Source organism: Cryobacterium sp. Hh38 (assembly GCF_004403235.1).
GTDB classification, from domain to species: domain Bacteria; phylum Actinomycetota; class Actinomycetes; order Actinomycetales; family Microbacteriaceae; genus Cryobacterium; species Cryobacterium levicorallinum.
On record NZ_SOHD01000022.1, the window covers coordinates 15921 to 35010 of the forward strand.

Sequence of the window (19090 nt, forward strand, 5' to 3'; positions counted from 1 at the left end):
AGGTGTTCAAACCAGGGCGAACTTCTCAAACACATGCCGCGAGCCTTGATGGTGCGCGTCCAAAGCTCGCCAAACGGATGCCTAGGCTAGACCCATGGCCACAGTCATTCTCGTGCGGCACGGCCGCACCACCGCAAACACCGCCGGAATACTCGCCGGGCGGGCCGCCGGCGTGCGACTCGACCAGATCGGGCAGGACCAGGCGGCGCTGACCGGAAAACGCCTCGCGGTGGTGCCCCTGGTCGCCGTGGTCTCCAGCCCCCTGGAACGCTGCCAGCAGACCGCGCAGCTCATTCTCGACCACCAGAGTGGTTCCCCGGTCATGCCGATTGACGACGATCTCACCGAGTGTGATTACGGCCAGTGGCAGGGCCGGACCATCAGCGACCTGGCCACAGAAGCCCTCTGGTCGGTGGTGCAGACGCAACCCTCAGCCGTGGTCTTTCCCGGCGGCGAGTCGATGGCGGCGATGCAGGCGCGATCAGTGGCCGCGATTCGACGCCACGACGCCGCCTTCGAGGCGCAGCACGGGCCCGGTGCCGTGTGGGTCGCGGTCAGCCACGGCGACGTTATCAAGTCCATTTTGGCTGACGCGCTCGGCATGCACCTGGACCTGTTCCAACGTATCAACGTCGGGCCCGCGTCGGTATCGATCGTGCAATACGGCCCCAAAAGCCCGAGCGTGCACGCGACCAACACCGACGGCGGCGATCTGTCCTGGCTGGCTGGCAGCATCCCCCCAACGGATGCGCCGGTCGGCGGTGGGGCCGGTCATCAGCCAGCGCGCACCTCGACCGCGTAAAATATTCACATGCCCACAATCGTCCATGAGTTCGACTGGCCCGACCGGGTAGTCGTCGGTACCGTCGGCCTGCCTGGGTCGCGCACATTTTACTTGCAGGTGCGCAGCGGCACCCGCATCGTGAGCATCGCGCTGGAGAAACAGCAGTCGGCGCTGCTCGGCGAAAAGATCGACGAGATTCTCGACCAGTTGATCACCTTAGAGGGCAATCCCTTCAGCATTCCGACCACGACCCCCATCGAGCTCGTCGACAACGACCCGCTCGAACAGCCCGTCGCCGAGGAATTTCGCACCGGGGCGATGAGCCTGGGCTGGGACCCTTCGACGGTGCAGGTCGTGATCGAGGCCTACCCGATCACCGACGATGATGAGGAATTGCTCGATCCGGCAGACGTGGCTGAAATGATGCTGGTGCGCATCCCCGTCGGCACGGCGCGAGCATTCGCGAAACGCACGCGCGAGGTCGTCGGCGCCGGCAGGCCCATGTGCCCCCTCTGCGGTTACCCTGTCGACGCCGATGGGCACACCTGCACCCTGCCCGAAGCCTGATGCCGATTCCCGACCTGATCAACGGTGAGCTGAAGCTCACCGGCCGCATCACGACGGCCTCGAATGCAACGTTCCTGGGGAGCATCGACGGCGCGGTGGTCGTCTACAAACCGGTTGCGGGGGAGCATCCGCTGTGGGATTTTCCGGGCGGCCACCTGGCCAATCGCGAGGTGGCGGCCTACTTGGTGTCGCAGGGCTTCGGCTGGAACGTCGTGCCGCACACCTGGCTGCGCGAGGGCCCGATGGGCGAAGGCATGGTGCAGCTGTGGCAGGAGTCTGACCCCGCGCAGGCCGCCGTCGACCTCGTGGCCTCCGATGCCGTGCCGGATACCGGGTGGCGACACGTTCTCGATGGGCGAGACGAGCACGAACGGATGGTCACCCTCATCCACGAAGACAGCGCGGCGCTACGCCGCATGGCCGTGTTCGACATCGTCGTGAACAATGCCGATCGCAAGGGCGACCACATTCTCGCCATGCCCGATGGTCACCGGCACGGCGTCGACCATGGGCTCACCTTTCATATCGAGCACAAGCTGCGCACCGTGCTGTGGGGCTGGCTCGGCGATGCGCTCACCGACGAGGAACTCGAGGGCATAGACCGGGTGCAGGCCGACCTGAATGGTGCGCTGGGCGCGACCCTTGCTGGCCTTCTGAGCGCCGAAGAAGTTGCTGCGCTCGCGGAACGCTGCGGTCGGTTGCGGTCAGAGGGGGAGTTCCCCGCCCCGAGCGGCGACATGCCCGCCGTGCCCTGGCCCCTGTTCTGAGCCATCTGTGCCACCCTTGATGCATGGATCTTGAGGTATCGCCGGCGCTAACCATTCCCGAGCGCGAACTCGGCTGGCGGTTTTCGCGTTCGTCCGGGCCCGGCGGCCAGCACGTCAACACCTCAGACAGCCGGGTCGAGCTGTCCTGGAACGTCGCCGACTCGACGGTGCTTTCCGATGATGAGCGGATGCTGCTGCTCACCCGCCTGAGTCACCGTCTCGTTTCCGGGGTGGTCACCATCGCCGCGAGCGAGCAGCGCTCCCAGCTGCGCAATCGCGAGATCGCGCTGCGCAAACTCGCCGATCTGGTGATCGCCGGGCTGGCGGCTGAGCCGCCCGCCCGCCGCGCAACCAAACCCACGAAGGGCTCGGGGCGGCGGCACCTCGCCGCCAAACAGCAGCGCTCAGCCACGAAGCAGAACCGCCAGCGTCCCGCGGCTGATTAGGGGCGGCTCACCGGTATCCGTTCGCCGAGAAGGCAACGGACTCCCGGGACGGTGCGACTTGACCGGTCGGCATCCGCTCGCCGCGGCAGCTACCGCACGAGCAGCATCTGCCGAAAATACGCCGCGAGCTCGTCGGTCGCCGTCAGCGGCAGCACGTTCGCGACGTACTGGTCGGGTCGCACGACCACGATGGCACCGTCGCGGCTGATTCCGCGCAGGGAGAAGATGTCGTGCTTAGGGTCGGTGGCGTAGAGCTTTTCGTAGTCGATCAACCCGAACGGGCCGGTTTTGGGCAGAAACACGTCGTCGACCCGGCTGATATCGACCTCGGCGTGGGCCTGCTGGTAGACCACCTTGACGTCGAAGATGCTGTCGATGTCACTCCCGTCCGGGGTGTGGGCGAGCAGCGGCGAGTCGCCAGAGGTGCGCATCCACTCTGCCCAGGTGGCCAGTTCAACGGATGCGGCGTCGGCAAACGCGTAGACGCGCCAGCGGCCGTCGGCGCGGTGGTGGTGGCCGAGTTCGATCGGGTTGGCGTCACCGACCCGCACCACCGGGGCCGACTTGAAGCGCTTACCGATCGGGAACCCGGTCGCGAGCGACTGGTGGGTCGCCTCGCCGATCAGCATCGACGGCGGATACTGGGTCATGAAGCCGGCCGGAAACTCCGCGGTCTGCGTGTAGAACTCCTCGAGCGGTACCTTGAGGTCCTCCAGCTTGGCGGCCATCAGTGACGACCACTCCTTGTCGAAGTCGATCAGGTTCTTGGCGATGACCTGGCGTTCGGCCGAATAGGTGCCGAGCAGGCTGTCGGGGCTGCGCCCGTCGATCACGTAACCGAGCTTCCAGCCCAGGTTGAAGCCGTCCTGCATCGAGACGTTCATGCCCTGGCCGGCCTTGGCGCTGTGCGTGTGGCAGGCGTCACCGAGAATGAAAACACGCGGCGAGCGGATGCCGATCTCCGCCGGCAGCACGTCGTCGAAGCGGTCGGTGAGGCGGTGGGCAACCTCGTACACGCTGTGCCAGGCGACGTTTTTCACGTCGAGGGTGTACGGGTGCAGAATGGCGTTCGCCTTCGCGATGATCTGCTCCATCGAGGTCTGGCGCACCGCGCCCTTGTCGTCGGGAGCGACTTCGCCGAGGTCAACGTACATGCGAAACAGGTAGCCGCCCTCGCGCGGAATGTGCAGGATGCTTCCGCCGGTTCCGGACTGGATGGCGCATTTGGTGCGAATGTCGGGAAAATCGGTGACGGCGAGAACGTCCATGACGCCCCAGGCGTGGAAGGCCGCGTCACCGGCGAGGGTGCAGCCGATCGAGTCACGCACAGCGCTGCGGGCACCGTCGGCGCCGACGACGTATTTGGCGTGCACGATGCGTTCCTGGCCTTTGTGGGCGCCGGTGGTGTGCACGAGCGTCACCGTGAGGGGGTGCTCGCCCTCATTCGTGTTCACGAGGCTGTGAAATTCGAAACCGAAATCCGGGGTCATGCGGGTGGGCGCATTGGCCATCACCTCGGCGAAATAATCCAGGACGCGGGCCTGATTGACGATGAGGTGCGGAAACTCGCTGATGCCGGTCGGGTCGTCGATGGCGCGGGCGGTGCGGATGATGTTGGCCGGGTTGGTGGGGTCGGGCTTCCAGAACGCCATCTCGGTGATGCGGTAGGCCTCGGCGATGATGCGTTCGGCGAAACCGAAGGCCTGAAAGGTTTCGACGCTGCGGGCCTGGATGCCGTCGGCCTGCCCGATCGCCAGGCGGTCGCCGCGGCGTTCGACGATGCGGGTCGTGATGTTCGGAAACTGGGAGAGCTGGGCGGCCGTGATCATGCCGGCCGGGCCCGTGCCGACGATGAGAACGTCGACGGTGTCGGGAAGTTCGTCGGGGCGATCGATGCCGACCCCGGCGGCGTCCTGAACGCGGGGATCGGTGGACACGTATCCGTGGTGGTGAAACTGCACGGCTTCCTCACTTCTCTGTGTGGTTCCTCGGTGTGGTCTCGCACGGCGATCAGTCACCGTTCGATAATAGAACACTGTGTTCTATTATCGTTTTCTGAATCATATACGACATTGGGTGATCTACAGGGGCCGGCGGTGTATCCGGCCGAGCATCCCACGCGCGCCTGAGTCTGGTGGAACGCCCGCCACCGCGGTCAACCGACCTTGAGCCAGGCGCGAGTGGTGGGCGCTACTCATCATTCGCGACTCGGTGCCGGGGCGCTAAACCGACGTCAAACTCGAGCTTCCGGGCGTCCGTCAAATAATTGGTTGCGGCAGATGAGAAGTACTGGTGCTGGCTCGCCGTTGAGAAGGAGACACGGGCTAGTGCACGCCTGCCAGGGTAGACGCGTCCAAGCCAGATCGCGCGCCCGATATTGTGACCGGGGGCCTGCCACGAATAGCTGGCTAGCCATCCGCTCTTCGTGGGTTGATGATTAGTCTGTGATGGAAGATGCGGAGTCTGCGGGGTTCGGGTTGTGAACCCGGCGGCCCGGCGGGTGCAGCGCGTCTACCTGACCCTGATGCTTGGGAACACGCTCGCGGCGTCGTTCATCTGGGGCATCAACACCCTGTTTCTGCTCGACGCTGGACTGTCGAACTTCGAGGCCTTCGCCGCCAACGCGTTCTTCACCGTGGGCATGGTGATCTTCGAGATTCCGACCGGGGTAGTCGCCGACACCGTCGGGCGTAAGGCGTCCTATCTGCTCGGCACCATCACGCTGGTGGTCACGACCGGGCTGTACTGGATGCTCTGGCTCTGGCACGCGCCATTCGTCTGGTGGGCGATCGTGTCGGTGCTGCTCGGACTCGGCTTCACCTTCTTCTCCGGCGCCGTCGAAGCCTGGCTGGTCGATGCCCTCGCCGCGACCGGCTACACCGGCAGCCTCGAGGCCGTGTTCGGCCGCGGCCTCGTGGTGACCGGAATCGCCATGTTCTCCGGCTCCGTGCTCGGCGGGGTGATCGCCCAGGTTACTGACCTCGGGGTGCCGTTCCTGGTGCGTGCCGGGGTGCTCATGCTGATGTTCGTCTTCGCGTACATCGTTATGAAAGACCTCGGCTTCACCCCGGATCGCTCCGCCGGCCCGCTGAAAGCGACCCGCAACGTGCTGACCCAATCGATCGAGCACGGCCTGAAAAAGCGCTCGGTGCGCTACGTGATCTTTTCGGCGCCCTTCGCCGGCGGGGTCGGAATCTATGCGTTCTACGCGCTGCAGCCCTATCTGCTCGAGCTGTACGGCGACCCGACCGCGTATTCCATTGCCGGGCTGGCCGCGGCCGTGCTGTCCCTGGCGCAGGTGGCCGGCGGACTGCTCGCGCCGCGCATCCGCTCACTGTTTAGAAAACGCACCAGCATGGTGTTGGTGGCGTCGCTCGTCAGCGTCGGTATCCTGGTCGCGCTCGGCCTGAACAGCCTGTTCTGGCTGGCCGTCTTGCTGTTGGTCGTCTGGGGCTTCGTGTTCGCCGTCGCCGGGCCGGTACGGCAGGCGTATCTCAACGACATGATCCCGTCGAAACAGCGCGCAACCGTGCTGTCGTTCGACTCGCTGTTCGGCAGCCTCGGTGGCGTGTTCATCCAGCCGGCCCTCGGTCGCGCGGCCGACCTGCAGGGCTACGGCACCTCGCTTGTGATCGGCGCCGTCGTCGAGCTCATCGGTCTGCCTTTCCTTCTGGCCAGCCGCCGCCAGCAGGATCCAGCTGACGCCCGCACCATCCAAGCGGATGCGGCGCCGCCCGCCGGCGCTTAGCTCCCGTCGCGCACGTCTTGGAGGAAATTGCGCACGTGCTCGCCCAGGATCACCTCGCCTATTTGCCGGTTGGTCGGTCCTCGCTCACCCTGGACGCAGGGGCCGATCCCGTGCGCCTGCTGCTCGTCGGTGGTGAACCACTCGGTGAACAAAATCTGAGGTGGTGGAACTTCGTCGGCCGCAGCGACGAAGAAATCGTCAGCTACCGGGCCCAGTGGCAGACCGAGATCGGTGCGGCCGACGATGACGCCTGCTTCGACAGGGACGAGCTGCGCTTTGGCGCCTTTCCTGACGGCGAGCCCGTCCTGATCCCCGCGCCGCCACTGCCCACGGTGCGCCTCCGTTTCCGCAGTTAGCGGCATGGTCCCTGGTCAAGACCACCATCTCGTGGTTGTCGACAGTGCTGGCTTCGGGAGTGCCGAGTAGGGAACGCCTAGTTTTGGTAATCGTCGTGCGGGTGACCCGGTGTCGGGTCGTCCCCTCTGCGGTGGTCGAGCTGGTCGAGACCGGCATCCCGCGACTCGCCGCCGTCTACGGGACCAGCCACGGGCGGGCACAGCGTCGGCGGGTCGTCCTTCACGCTCTGCGCCCAGGCGGCTCCTTCTGGGTCGACGAACCGCACCCCGCCGCGACGCGGGCTGGTCAGCGCGTCGTAGGTTGCCATCCACATTTCCCCCTGCTCCGGCGGAAACAGCGCATGCAGGGTCACCATGCCGTCGGCCCGCCGCCACAGCGACCAGGTGGTGTCGTCGCGAGCCTGCTTCTCCCGCGCCAGAATGCCCGCCGCGTCGAGGTCGTCCCGCATGCGCCTGGCCCGTTTGTAGGCCTGCTCGGTGTTCATCCCCGGCGCCGCAACGAGCAGCACGCGAAGCGCTGCGGCAAGTTTCTCGGCTGCGAATTCGCGGGGCTGGTCGAGCAAGTCGGGGTTGGCGTCACATCATTCACGGTCGACCAAAGGGTTTTCGGCTACAACGGCGTGAAATTCGGCGGCCACGCTGAGTACCTGACCATTGCCGAAGGCGGTCTCGTGGCCGAGATTCCGGCCTCAACGTCGTAGACCAGACCTGCTGTTTCTGAAAAAGATCGGCAACGTCGTCATTCACGTGCAGGACGAGATTTATTTACGCGCGTCCCAGAAACCAGCGTGCACTTCGGCAGCCTCGGCGAGAAGGGTCGGACCGGCCACGGTCACGCTGTTGCCGCCACGGGCGAACACCTCGCGGCAGGGCAGATCCATGGTGGCCTCGCCGTCTTGCCGCGGAACCATCGCCGCGAGCTGTTCTTCGGGCAGCGCATAGACAACGCGGCCGATGCCAGCCCAATAGATCGCTCCCGAACACATGGCGCACGGTTCGGTGCTCGTATACAGGGTGCTCGAGCGCAGGGCGTCCCGGGCGAGCAGCGTCGCCGCGATGCGTACCAGGTTCATCTCGGCGTGCCCGGTCGGATCGCCAAGCGTCACGACGGTGTTCTGACCCTCGATGATGATGTCTTCGCTCGTGACGAGGATCGCTCCGAAGGGGTGGTTGCCCACTTCACGGGAGGCGCGGGCGACTTCGATCGCGTGGCGCAGATGCGCTTCGTCGGAACTGGATACCGTGCTGAGGTCAGTCATGAGAGTCACTTTCTCAATGGGGGAAAGATTCAAGCCTAATCACCCTCGCAGCTACTTTTCGGCGGACTGACGCTCGCGGAAGGCGATCATGTTCATGCGGTTGCCGCAGCGCACACTGCAGAAACGCTTGGACCCGTTGCGGGACAGGTCGAGAACCAGGCCGGTGCAGGCATCCGCTTCGCAGATGCGCAAGCGACCCATTTCGTCGCTGCGGATCACATCGATCAACGCCAGGGCCGCCTCGACGCGCATGCGCTCGCCGAGCGGTGCTTCGGGCACGGTCGCGTGCAGATGCCAGTCCGACACATCGTGACGCGCGAGCTGAGGGAGCGCGCGAGCCTCGCGCAGCATGCGATTGACCTCGATCACCGCGTCGTCGCGGCCCAGGGTCCACACCCGACGGAGTAGGGCTCGAGTCTGCCGTACATCGCGCAGTTCGGCGCCATCCCCGTCGATGCGCCCGGTGAACGGAATCGGGGCGAGCAGCGCGGCGAGATCGGCGAGCGTTTCGAGCTCGTCTCGACCGCTGCGGGAGGCCCCTGCGTCGGTATCGCAGAGCATGACCACGAACTCGAGAGCCTCCTCGGTGTCAGGGGCAAAATGCAAGTTGACTCCTAATGCACTCGGTCGTACTGTCAGTGGTGTAAAGCAGTTTAGACCATGACAGAAGGGCGCCTCCGTGAAGCTGACGTCGATCCCCGGCGGCCTCGCCGTCGCGGTGCTCTCGGCCGTCTCGTTCGGCACCTCCGGCGCGCTCGTCAAGCCCCTGCTCGAGGCCGGATGGTCGCCGGCCGCCGCCGTCACGGTTCGCGCCTTCACCGCCGGACTCGTGCTGCTGCCCCTGGCCGTCATGGCTTTGCGGGGGCGCTGGGCCGCCCTATGGCTCGGGCGCTGGAGGGTACTCGGCATGGGCATCGTCGGCGTCGCGTGCACCCAACTCGCCTACTTCGCCGCCATTTCGACCATCCCGGTCTCGACCGCGCTGCTCATCGAATTTCTAGCCCCGCTCATTCTGGTCGGCGTCGCCTGGGCCGTTTCCAAGCGGATGCCCCGCCCGGCCGTGTTCCTCGGCTCGGCCCTCGCAGTCGGCGGCCTTGTGCTGGTGATCGGGCCCGGAGCGATCCAGACGGTCAATCCGATCGGCCTGACCTTCGCGTTTCTCGCCGCGATTGGCTGCGCCGCCTACTTCTTCATTGCCGCGCGCCCGGACCGCGACCTGCCGGCCGTCGCGCTCGCGGCCTTCGGCCTGATCGTTGGCGGCTTCATTCTCGGTCTGCTCGGGGTTACCGGCTTGCTGCCGATCACGGCAACCTTTGGCGACCTGCCGCTGTTCGGCGCGCTGGCGCCGTGGTGGGTGCCGCTGGTGCTGCTCGTGCTCGTCAGCACCGCCGTCGCGTATAGCACCGGAATCACTGCGGCCGGCGTGCTCGGCTCCCGGCTCGCGTCCTTCATCGGACTGCTCGAGGTCGTCTTCGCCTCGCTGTTCGCGTGGCTGCTGCTCGGCGAGCAGCTCAGCCCGCTGCAGTTACTCGGCGGGCTGCTGATCCTCGGTGGAATCGCTGCGGTGCGGTCCGAGCGCGCCGAGGCCCTGCCATCAATAGCGCCGCTCCATCACGACACCGCGGCCGCCGCCTCCGGGGAGGCGACGGCCGCGGCATCCACTCACTGAGTCGTTAGCCGCCGAACGCGACGACGTGGCGCTCGGAACCGTACCGGACATGCGGGAGACTGGACCCATGTCCGATCTCACCCTGCGCGGCGGCGTCGGCAGCCGCATTGACAGCGAGATCGAGGTTAAACGGTCCCGGTTCCTGTGCCGTCTGGTGCGCACCGAAACCGAGGACGGCGCGCACGCTGCCGTCGACGAAGCCCGCTCGGAGCACTGGAAGGCTCGCCACCACTGCTCGGCGTTGGTGCTTGGTCCGGGCGGTGCTCCCGACCAGATACGCCGCTCGAATGATGACGGTGAGCCGTCGGGAACGGCGGGCCGGCCCATGCTCGAGGCGCTGGCGGGGCGTGGCTTCGTCGACTGTGTGGCCGTTGTCACGCGCTATTTCGGCGGCACCCTGCTCGGTGCCGGCGGCCTCGTGCGCGCCTACTCCGAAGCCGTTCTGACCACGATCGACTCGGCGCACTCCCGGGGGCTCGTCGTGGGGCGTGATCGCCGCGAACTGTTCACGCTTGCGCTGTCCCATGCGGATGCCGGTCGTATCGAGGCCGAGCTGCGCCAGCGGGGCGTGCTCGTGCTCGGCACAGACTACGGTCGCGAAGCGGTGCTCCGGCTGGCCGATGATGACCCCGAACGGCTCGCCGCGGTCGTGGCGGGGGTGACGGCCGGAAGCGCCGAACTCGAGTCGGTCGGCCACGAATGGGTCGACGTCCCGGCATGACCATGCCATTCGATCCGGCTTGCGGCCGGGACTGCTGGCGTCAGGCGAGGCCGGCGTCGTGGATGCAACGGGCGATGTGCACCCGGTTGGCCGAGTCCAGTTTCGTGAACAGATGACCGACGTGGGTCTTAACCGTCGCGACGCCCATGAACAGCTCGGCGGCGATCTCGGCGTTGGACAGCCCACGCCCGATCGCGATCGCCACCTCGGTTTCGCGTTCGGTGAGTCGACCGAGCAAGGCTTGGGCGCGCTGCTGCCGGTCGTCCGGCGCACGAATCACCCTCGCGATGAGCTGTGCAGTGACGCTCGGGGAAAGCATCGGGTCCCCGTTTGCTACCCGGCGTATGGCGGCGACGAGCTCGGCCGGTGGCGTGTCCTTCAGAAGAAAACCCGCTGCACCGTGCCGCAGCGCGGTGAGCACCATATCGTCCGTGTCGAAGGTCGTCAGCACGATCACCTTGGCCGGATCGCCGCGCTCCTGCAGGGCACGGGTGGCCGCAAGACCATCCATCCGTGGCATACGGATATCCATGAGTACCACGTCGGGCGCCTCTCGGCCGATGAGTTCCAGCGCCGCGAGCCCGTCACCGGCCTCCCCGACGATCTCGATCGCCGGGTCTCCGCCGAGGATCAGGCGCAGGCCGGTTCGCACCAAGGCGTCGTCGTCGGCGAGCACAATACGCACGGTCAGGTCCATGGCAACCATGCTTGCAGAAGAAACGAGCTATCCGGTTCGATGCCGTGCCTTATCCGGCCGCCAGCGAGTTCGGCGCGTTCCTGCAAACCGATCAGGCCGACGCCGCTCCCGGTCGCGTCGGTCCAGCGTGACCGAATGCTTGGGGTGGCGACCTCATTGCGCACTTCGAGGTGCAGCAGGTCTTCGATGCGCTCGAGCCGGAGGGTGACCGGCTGACCCGGCGCGTGTTTACGCGAGTTGGTGAGTGCCTCCTGCACGAAGCGATAGGCGGTGCGGGACACGGTTTGAGACGGCCCCGGCGTTGCGTGGTCTGAACCGGCCGAACCGGGGGCATCCGTTTCATCGAGTGTCACCCTTGTGCCAGCCTCGCGCGCCTCGGCCAGCAGTGCAGGAAGGTCAGCCAGCGTCGGCTGGGCCGGTTCGGGTTGCCCCGCCACAGTAGTGGCTTGCCCGCCGCGCAACACGCCGAGCACCTGCCGCAGCTCGGTCAGGGCGAGGTGGGCGTTGTCCTGGATGATGCCGGCTGCCTGCGCCGTCTCCTCCCGGGTGAGGTCGGTTCGATACGTCAATGCGCCAGCGTGCAGGGCGAGGAGGGAAATGCGGTGCGCGAGTACGTCGTGCATTTCGCGGGCGATGCGAGTGCGCTCGGCGTCGCGGGCTGACGCGGCGCGAAGTGTCTGCTCTCGTTCGGCGTTTAGGGCACGCTCGCGGAGGGTGGCCAGCAGGTCGCGGCGCGCTCCGATGTAGAACCCGGTGGCCACGCAAATGGCGTAGATGGCGATCGCCAGACCACCGGATGCCCACGGCACCGGATACAGAGTGAGATCGGCCAGGCTCGCCCGCACGATCACCTCGTAGAAGACGGTGGCCAGGCCCCAGATTACGCCGACGACAATGACGCCTTTCCAGCGGCGCCGGGTGCTCATCGAAATTGCAGCCCAGATGGCCGCCGCGAACGAGGACGCCGACACGGCCGACAGCGCAGCGGTCACGGCGGCGATCAATACCGGGTGCCGGCGACGCAGCGGGAGCAGGCACAGCGCGACTGCGCCGAGGACGAAGTCCAGAAGGATCAGACCGCCGAGCAGATTTTCCGACACCTGGGCGTCGGAGAATGCCCCCGAATAGTCGGCGAACACCAGAACCAGGATGACAAAGGAAGCCAGGGCGGTCGCGAGGTACCGCCAGATGCGCGACCAGGGCCGCAGTCGCGGAGCCTGTCCGGAGTCGATCGCGTTGGTTTCGGTGGGAGGAGGCCGGGGGATCATTCTCCCCAGCGTACGGTCGTGCTTCCAGCCCGGCCTCCACCCGTGGTCTGCTTCGCCTGCAACTAAAAGTAGAGACGACGAAGGCCCCGGGGCTGATCCGCCCGTGCGGGGCCACCGCAACCATGGAGGAATGATCAACGCAGAACAAACTCGCGAAGCCCTGGAACGGAGTAGGTCATGATCCTGGGAATTATGGTCGTCTGTGAAATTGGGTTCTGGGCTGTCATCGTGCTCGGATTGTTCACCCGCTACATCCTGAAAACACCGCGCGTTTAAAACACCGCGCGTCTAAAACTCCGTGCTTCGGTCTCGCCCTGCTCTCGATGGCTCCCGTCATCGACCTCGTGCTCCTCATCACGACCGCCGTGCATCTTCGGTCGGGGGCCGAGGCGGAGTGGGCCACCGACCGCGGAAATACTGGAATTAGCTCGACCACGGTACACATTCGCCTCGCGCCGCGTAACGTTGGACAGCCCACCAGAAAGCCGCACGATGACGCACAGCCCGACGCACAGCCCGACGAACACCCCCGACACCGGCCTGAGCGCCGCGAGCACCGAGGCCCTGAGCGTGCGCGCCCTGTACGAAATTCTCGAACAGCGATTCAACGGCAAGACCTGGTCGCTGAACGAAATGGCGATCGGATACACCAACGATGTCGGCTACATCGGCCGCCTGCTGCTCGCCCACGACGGAACCTGGCCGATCGACGGAGACGCGACCGCCGAACTGACGCACAAGCTGGCGGAATCGCTCTGGTGGACCTTCGTGCTGGCCAGCAAGCTCGACATTGATATCGACCAGGCGTTCAGTGAGACCATGAGCACTATTCGCACCAACCTGGAAGCCACGATCGAACGAACCGCGCTTTAGGGAAACATTCCTGCGCCTCAAGCGTTGGGTTTCACATGAAGACGATTGTGTATAGCGAAACCGGTGACCCGTCCGTGCTCCACTTGGTTGATCGGCCGGTGAGTGAGCCCGGAGCCGGCGAAGTGCGCGTGCGAATCGCGGTGGGCGGGGTGAATCCGACCGACTGGAAGTCGCGCCGTGGCGCGCGCCCGGGGGAATCCCTCGCGTTCCCTGACGTGGTCCCGAACCAGGACGGTTCCGGGCTCGTCGACGCGGTCGGCTCCGGTGTCTCGAATGTGGCCGTCGGCGATCGCGTCTGGCTCGCCCTCGCCGCCTACCAGCGGGCCGCCGGCGGAACCGCCCAGGAGTACGCCGTGCTCCCGGCAGAACGCGTCTTTCTGCTGCCCTCCTCGGCGAGTTTTGACCAGGGCGCGTGCCTTGGTGTGCCAGCGATCACCGCTTACCGGGCGCTCACTGTCGCCGAGGATGGACCGCGGCGGCTGCATCCCGGCGCGCTCGACGGCAGGATCGTGCTCGTCGCGGGTGGTGCAGGCGCCGTCGGCCATGCCGCCATCCAGCTCGCCCGCTGGGCAGGAGCGACCGTGATCACGACGGTGAGCGGGCCGCCCAAGGCAGAGCTCGCGGCGGCAGCCGGCGCACACCATGTGCTTACCTACACCGCCCCCGATGTCGCCGCTGAAATCCGAGCCATCGCACCCGACGGCGTCGACCTCATCGTCGAGGTAGCCCCGGCCCAGAACTCCGAACTCGACCTGGCGGTCATCCGCAACCGCGGATCGATCGCCGTCTACGCCAACAACGGCGGCGACCAGATGACCCTCGACGTGCGTAAACACTTCAGTCTCAACGTGCGCTACCAGTTCGTCCTGCTCTACACAGTGGGCATCGAGGTCGTGCAGCAGGCCGCTGCCGCCATCAACGAAGCCCTCGTTGACGGCGCTTTGCCCGTCGGATCGGATGCGGGACTGCCGCTGCACCGCTTCGAACTGGCCCACACCGCGGATGCCCACGCCCTCGTCGAAAGCGGGGTCACCGGAAAGGTGCTCATCGACGTATCGCGGGCCTGACAGCGCGAAAGCCCCCTCGCCGCGAACGGTGAGGGGGCTTTCGAGTTCAGACTCTAGTACTCGCGGCGCGGAGCGCGCGGCGGGCGGTCGCCCTGCTCGGCGGAGCGTGAGGCTCCGCCCTTGTCGGCACGCAGCTCGATCAGCTTGCCGCTGATGCGGGTGTTCTCCAGCTTGGAGAACACGTCGCCCGCGAGGTCAGCGGGAAGCTCGACCAGGGAGAACTCCGGCAGAATCTTGATGTGGCCGAAGTCGTCGCGGCTCAGGCCACCCTCGTTGGCGAGGGCGCCGACGATCTGACGCGGCTCCACCTTGTGACGCTTGCCGACCTCGATGCGGTACTGGGCCATCGGCTTGCCGCTGGAGCGAATCGGGCGTTCGCTGCGCACCGGACGATCGTCGCGGGCGCCGTAGCTGCCCCGATCGTCCCGGCCGCCACGGTCGTCGCGACCAAAACGGTCTGAGCGGTCGGGTCGGTCCGACCGACCGCCACGCTCGGGACGATCGCCGCGCTGCTCGGAGCGTTCGACCCGCTCGTCGCGTTCGAGGCGCTGCTGGGCGCGAACATCCTCGGCTGAGAGCAGCAGGGGCGTCTCGCCCTGTCCGACGACGGCGAGGGCCGCAGCCACATCGACCTCGGGCACGTCGTGGTGCGACACGTAGTGCGCGATGATGTCGCGGAACTTGCTGATCCGGTCGGTCTCGTCGAGCGCCGCGGTGATGGCGTCGTCGAAGCGCGTCAGGCGCGTCACGTTGACGTCCTCAACGCTCGGCAGCTGCATCTGGGTCAGCGGCTGGCGGGTGGCCTTCTCGATCGCGGAGAGCAGGCGACGTTCGCGCGGCGTGACGAAGCTGATCGCTGCGCCCGAGCGGCCAGCACGGCCGGTACGGCCGATGCGGTGCACATACGACTCGGTGTCAATCGGAATGTCGTAGTTGACCACGTGGCTGATGCGCTCGACGTCGAGGCCGCGAGCGGCGACATCCGTTGCGACGAGAATGTCGAGCTTGCCGCTCTTGAGCTGGTTGATGGTGCGTTCGCGCTGCACCTGCTGCACGTCACCGTTGATCGCCATGGCGGAATAACCGCGCGCACGCAGCTTCTCGGCCAGCAACTCGGTCTCGTTCTTGGTGCGGGCGAAGATGATCATGCCCTCGAAGTTCTCAACCTCGAGAATGCGGGTGAGCGCATCGAGCTTCTGCGGGTACGACACCAGCAGGTAGCGCTGGGTGGTGTTCGCGCTGGTCGTGGTCTTGCTCTTGACCGTGATCTCTTCGGGATCGTGCAGGTACTTCTTGGAAATGCGGCGAATCTGAGCCGGCATCGTGGCCGAGAACAGTGCGACCTGCTTGTCGTCCGGGGTATCGGCGAGAATCGTCTCGATGTCCTCGACGAAGCCCATGTTCAGCATCTCGTCGGCCTCATCGAGCACCAAGAACTTCAGCTCTGAGAGGTCGAGGGTGCCCTTGGCGAGGTGGTCCATGATGCGACCGGGAGTACCGACGACGATGTGCACCCCACGGCGCAGGGCCGACAGCTGCTGGCCGTAGCCCTGTCCGCCGTAGACCGGCAGCACGTGCACGCCGCGCATGTGGGCGGCGTACTTCTCGAACGCCTCACAGACCTGCAGCGCGAGCTCACGCGTGGGCGCAAGCACGAGGGCCTGCGGGTTCTTTTGGGACAGGTCGAGCCGGTTCAGAATCGGCAGCGCGAACGCGGCCGTCTTACCGGTGCCGGTCTGGGCGAGTCCGACAACGTCGCGGCCCTCCAGCAGCGGGGGAATAGTGGCGGCCTGAATGGCCGAGGGGGTTTCGTAGCCGACGGCTTTGAGCGCCTTGAGCATGGCGTCATTGAGTCCGAGATCGGCAAATGTCTTGGTTGCAGTGGCAGTTTCTGCCTCGTTCTGCGCTGTGGTGTCTGGTGCGGTCATACTACCAACGGTAGTCGAAGACAGGGCCCCCGGTGTAAAGGCTCGTCGACGACCCTTAAAGCGGATGCCCGGGGCCGCACCATCCGCTTTCTTCCGCCGACGTCTGCTCGTCTGGGCCATCCGGACCGCGGCCAACGGGGTCGGTATCGGACCGGTCTGGAAACGGTCGACGGCGGTCACCCCGGGGCTAGTTCACAGCACGGGCGCCTCTGTGAGACTGGACCCATGGAACAACGCGTGAACTTCATTACCCTGGCCACGAGCGACCTCGAGGCCGTACGCACGTTTTATCGCGACGGCCTCGGCTGGACGCCGCTCGTGGACGTTCCCGGTGAGATCGTGTTCTTCCAGGTCGGACCCGGCCTGATGCTTGGGCTCTTCGATGCCGAGAAATTCGACGCAGACCTGCAACTCGAACACACGACCACCGGCGCGACCGGCGTCACCCTCTCGCACAACCTCGACAGCCGGGACGAAGTCACCACAACGGTTGCGGCGATGGCGGCCGCCGGCGGTACCGTACTGAAACCCGCTCAGGACGGCGCGTTCGGCGGCATCTTCCACGGCCACGTCGCCGACCCGAACGGCGTCATCTGGGAGATCGCGCACAACCCCGGCTGGCACGTCGACGACGATGGAACCGTCTCGTTCGGCTAGGGCCTAAGCCTTCAGGAACGCGATTGCCGCCTCGCGGAAGGCGCGTGACGTTGGCGCGTTGAAGTGATTGCGGCCCGGAATCTCAAAGAAGCCACCGTTCGGCGTCACCTCGGCCAGCGCGCGCGACGCATCGAGAATGCTGTCTTCGCTTCCGGTCGCAAACAGCAGTGACTGCTCTGGGGCGTTCGCGGCTCCGGGCTGCGGGCCGCCGCGCATACCCTCGACGAGGGCGACGAGGGCCGCGAGATCGTTGCCCGGCAACGCCTTCGCCATCGTGAGGTAGGCGCCGGTGAGCCGGTCGGTGACGTCGACTCCGTGTTCGAGGTGGGCGCGGGCATCCGCTATCTGAAAGCGTTTGAGCGGGTCACCGTCGGGGATGCCGCCAAGAACGGCGTGCGTGATGCGGCCGCCGAGATCGCGGGCGGCCTGCCAGCCGACCCGTGCACCGAGTGAGTAGCCGACGTAGCGCACCTCGGTGAGCAGGTACGCGTCGAGTACGGCTTCGACGTCGGCGACGAGCAGCTCCATCGTGTACGCGTCGGGGGAGTGCGGCTTGTCGCTGGCGCCGTGGCCGCGCTGGTCGATGCCGATCACGTGAAAGCCAGCCCGGGTCAGGTCACGGGTCCATCCCGTGGCGTGCCAGTTGGCGATCGCACTCGAGGCGAAGCCGTGCACGACGAACACGGTCGGGTGCTCCGGGTCGCCGAGCTCGTAGGTGGCGAGCTGCACGCCGTCCGGCGACAGAACGAAAAGGTGCTCGGGGGCGGTTCGGTGCGACATTCCCCCATTTCACCACGGATGCCGCGGCCCTGGTTCCCCAGAGCCGCCCGGACTAGTGAGTTCTCGCCGACGTCCCATCGATCCAGACTCGTACCCGCGCGTCACGCATATTCTAATAAATAATATAGATAAGTAAACAATACGTTTACTCAAAAATATATTGTTTTAGTTATGGACCTTTCTGCGAATCCCTTTAGGCCTGGTGCTGGAAGAGTTCCGGCGGTACTTGCTGGTCGGGCCGCCCTCCTAAGCGAATTCCGAACCCGGCTCTACCGGGCGCGAGAATCCGGCGAGGGGGAACGACCTTGGATTCTGTCCGGGCTCCGCGGAGTGGGTAAGACCGTTTTGCTCAATCAGCTGGGACGTGATGCGGCCGATCTCAAGCTCATCTTCGTTAAGGTTGAAGCCTCGAGGAGTCAACCCTTGGCCGCCGCATTGGCCAAGGAACTGTACTTGGCTCTGCGCCGTCTCCTCTTGACTTCAGACCGTGCTCGGGCGCTGTGGTCGAGAGCTGCAAGTGTTCTGAATTCGTTCCAAGTGCGGGTTGACCCGTCTGGCACCTACTCCTTCGCATTCGACATCGAACCCGAGCGCGGTGTTGCCGACAGCGGAGATTTGGCCGTTGACCTGCAGGAGCTGTTGGAAACTGTCGGACTGGCCGCCCGTGAAGCAAACTCGGTTCTCATTTTGGCAGTCGATGAACTTCAAGAAGCATCAACCGAGGACCTCGCCGCGCTGAATGTTGCCCTGCACAACCTCGGGCAGGATGTATTTCCCGTCCCGGTCGTCTTTGTCGGAGCCCGGCTACCTTCCCTCCCCGCGGTGCTCGCCGATGCGACGAGCTACGCGGAGCGGCTCTACGATTACCGACAGATCGGACTGCTGGACACGGCCGCAACCATGGACGCGCTCACTGGCCCCGCACGCGCTCACGGAGTCGCGTGGGATGTCGATGCCCTGGACTCCGCGGTGACAGCCACCGGTGGGTACCCCTATTTCATCCAAGCGTGCGGAAGTCATGTGTGGTCCGTTCGGGCAACAGACATTATCAGCCTGGACGATGCCCGAATCGGCATTGAGGCGGCACGAATTGAGGTAGAACAGGGGCTCTACCAATCGAGATGGGGACGAGCGACCCCCACCCAGCGTGCCTTTATGTCGGCGATGGCAGTCGATGACGATGCCCCCTCGTCCATGGCCGAACTCGTCACCAGGCTTCAAAAAAAGCGCACCACCGATCTTTCCGTCAACCGTCGAGACCTGATCCGAAGTGGGCACATTTACACGCCCGAACGGGGTTATGTCGCCTTTACAGTGCCCGGCATGTCCGGTTTCATCGTCCGACAAAGCGACTAACCGTTTCGTTGATGCCGGCGCGCCGGTTCCCCGGATTCGCTCGAACTGCCCTATTCGCAGTGGTGCGCGAAGACTATTCTGGGCGACAAACAGGCCGTCCACGCCCGGTGGGTCGCGTGCTGCGGAACGCCCTGCCACTGGCCCTCC

The 19090-nt window shown here is 65.7% G+C and carries 20 protein-coding genes; 12 read left to right on the top strand and 8 right to left on the bottom strand.

Going from position 1 to position 19090, the window contains the following annotated elements; genetic code table 11:
- The first annotated feature begins 94 nt into the window (after positions 1 to 94).
- Genes E3T41_RS07300 through arfB form a run of 4 tightly spaced genes read left to right on the top strand, consistent with a single transcriptional unit; the run spans position 95 to position 2564 of the window.
- A complete protein-coding gene (locus tag E3T41_RS07300) occupies positions 95 to 802 on the top strand; it encodes a histidine phosphatase family protein (protein ID WP_134477911.1) in 708 nt (235 codons plus the stop codon).
- Positions 803 to 811: 9 nt separating this feature from the next.
- Positions 812 to 1351: a DUF3090 domain-containing protein gene (locus E3T41_RS07305; protein ID WP_104132738.1), complete on the top strand. Its 540-nt coding sequence runs from the start codon at positions 812 to 814 to the stop codon at positions 1349 to 1351.
- Complete coding sequence (locus E3T41_RS07310) at positions 1351 to 2118, top strand: SCO1664 family protein (RefSeq protein WP_134477913.1); 768 nt, start codon at positions 1351 to 1353, stop codon at positions 2116 to 2118. Before E3T41_RS07305 ends, E3T41_RS07310 begins: the two co-directional genes overlap by 1 nt.
- A 23-nt stretch (positions 2119 to 2141) precedes the next feature.
- Positions 2142 to 2564, top strand: a complete 423-nt coding sequence (arfB, locus tag E3T41_RS07315; RefSeq protein ID WP_092451496.1) for an alternative ribosome rescue aminoacyl-tRNA hydrolase ArfB — start codon at positions 2142 to 2144, stop codon at positions 2562 to 2564.
- A gap of 89 nt (positions 2565 to 2653) precedes the next feature.
- Here the strand turns inward: arfB and E3T41_RS07320 are convergent, their stop codons facing one another.
- Complete coding sequence (locus E3T41_RS07320; protein ID WP_134477915.1) at positions 2654 to 4525, bottom strand: FAD-binding monooxygenase; 1872 nt, start codon at positions 4523 to 4525, stop codon at positions 2654 to 2656.
- A gap of 518 nt (positions 4526 to 5043) precedes the next feature.
- Here E3T41_RS07320 and E3T41_RS07325 point away from each other — a divergent pair.
- Positions 5044 to 6312 (top strand): MFS transporter, encoded by a 1269-nt coding sequence (locus tag E3T41_RS07325; protein WP_134477917.1) that lies wholly within the window; start codon positions 5044 to 5046, stop codon positions 6310 to 6312.
- 35 nt (positions 6313 to 6347) lie between these two features.
- The gene (locus tag E3T41_RS07330) at positions 6348 to 6668 is read left to right on the top strand and encodes a pirin-like C-terminal cupin domain-containing protein (protein WP_233195358.1); all 321 of its coding nucleotides are present in this window, start codon (positions 6348 to 6350) and stop codon (positions 6666 to 6668) included.
- 77 nt (positions 6669 to 6745) lie between these two features.
- Here the strand turns inward: E3T41_RS07330 and E3T41_RS17850 are convergent, their stop codons facing one another.
- The 3 genes from E3T41_RS17850 to E3T41_RS07350 all read right to left on the bottom strand — a co-directional run bounded on the left by E3T41_RS17850 (position 6746) and on the right by E3T41_RS07350 (position 8533).
- A complete protein-coding gene (locus tag E3T41_RS17850; protein WP_158251647.1) occupies positions 6746 to 7231 on the bottom strand; it encodes a hypothetical protein in 486 nt (161 codons plus the stop codon).
- Positions 7232 to 7429: 198 nt separating this feature from the next.
- Positions 7430 to 7927, bottom strand: a complete 498-nt coding sequence (locus E3T41_RS07345) for a nucleoside deaminase (protein WP_092451508.1) — start codon at positions 7925 to 7927, stop codon at positions 7430 to 7432.
- Positions 7928 to 7978: 51 nt separating this feature from the next.
- On the bottom strand, positions 7979 to 8533 hold the full coding sequence (locus E3T41_RS07350; protein WP_174775287.1) for a CGNR zinc finger domain-containing protein: 555 nt from the start codon (positions 8531 to 8533) through the stop codon (positions 7979 to 7981).
- A gap of 73 nt (positions 8534 to 8606) precedes the next feature.
- Between E3T41_RS07350 and E3T41_RS07355 the strand changes: the two genes are divergently transcribed.
- Both E3T41_RS07355 and E3T41_RS07360 read left to right on the top strand, forming a co-directional pair.
- Positions 8607 to 9596: a DMT family transporter gene (locus E3T41_RS07355; RefSeq protein WP_092451510.1), complete on the top strand. Its 990-nt coding sequence runs from the start codon at positions 8607 to 8609 to the stop codon at positions 9594 to 9596.
- Between the two features lie 67 nt (positions 9597 to 9663).
- The gene (locus E3T41_RS07360; protein WP_104132745.1) at positions 9664 to 10317 is read left to right on the top strand and encodes a YigZ family protein; all 654 of its coding nucleotides are present in this window, start codon (positions 9664 to 9666) and stop codon (positions 10315 to 10317) included.
- 40 nt (positions 10318 to 10357) lie between these two features.
- Here E3T41_RS07360 and E3T41_RS07365 read toward each other — a convergent pair whose 3' ends face one another.
- The gene (locus E3T41_RS07365) at positions 10358 to 11014 is read right to left on the bottom strand and encodes a response regulator transcription factor (protein WP_134477983.1); all 657 of its coding nucleotides are present in this window, start codon (positions 11012 to 11014) and stop codon (positions 10358 to 10360) included.
- A complete protein-coding gene (locus E3T41_RS07370) occupies positions 11005 to 12282 on the bottom strand; it encodes a sensor histidine kinase (protein ID WP_134477921.1) in 1278 nt (425 codons plus the stop codon). The genes E3T41_RS07365 and E3T41_RS07370 overlap by 10 nt, the downstream gene beginning before the upstream one ends.
- A 492-nt stretch (positions 12283 to 12774) precedes the next feature.
- Between E3T41_RS07370 and E3T41_RS07375 the strand changes: the two genes are divergently transcribed.
- Complete coding sequence (locus E3T41_RS07375; RefSeq protein WP_241991066.1) at positions 12775 to 13155, top strand: hypothetical protein; 381 nt, start codon at positions 12775 to 12777, stop codon at positions 13153 to 13155.
- Positions 13156 to 13190: 35 nt separating this feature from the next.
- Positions 13191 to 14222 (top strand): NADPH:quinone reductase, encoded by a 1032-nt coding sequence (locus E3T41_RS07380; RefSeq protein ID WP_092451516.1) that lies wholly within the window; start codon positions 13191 to 13193, stop codon positions 14220 to 14222.
- Positions 14223 to 14275: 53 nt separating this feature from the next.
- Here E3T41_RS07380 and E3T41_RS07385 read toward each other — a convergent pair whose 3' ends face one another.
- On the bottom strand, positions 14276 to 16150 hold the full coding sequence (locus tag E3T41_RS07385; RefSeq protein ID WP_134477923.1) for a DEAD/DEAH box helicase: 1875 nt from the start codon (positions 16148 to 16150) through the stop codon (positions 14276 to 14278).
- 225 nt (positions 16151 to 16375) lie between these two features.
- On the opposite strand from E3T41_RS07385, the gene E3T41_RS07390 reads away from it, so the two are divergent.
- Positions 16376 to 16807 (top strand): VOC family protein, encoded by a 432-nt coding sequence (locus tag E3T41_RS07390; protein WP_134477925.1) that lies wholly within the window; start codon positions 16376 to 16378, stop codon positions 16805 to 16807.
- A gap of 3 nt (positions 16808 to 16810) precedes the next feature.
- Here the strand turns inward: E3T41_RS07390 and E3T41_RS07395 are convergent, their stop codons facing one another.
- Positions 16811 to 17587, bottom strand: coding sequence for an alpha/beta fold hydrolase (locus E3T41_RS07395; RefSeq protein ID WP_092451523.1), 777 nt, complete (start codon positions 17585 to 17587; stop codon positions 16811 to 16813).
- Between the two features lie 171 nt (positions 17588 to 17758).
- Between E3T41_RS07395 and E3T41_RS07400 the strand changes: the two genes are divergently transcribed.
- The gene (locus E3T41_RS07400; RefSeq protein WP_134477927.1) at positions 17759 to 18943 is read left to right on the top strand and encodes an ATP-binding protein; all 1185 of its coding nucleotides are present in this window, start codon (positions 17759 to 17761) and stop codon (positions 18941 to 18943) included.
- Positions 18944 to 19090 lie beyond the last annotated feature (147 nt).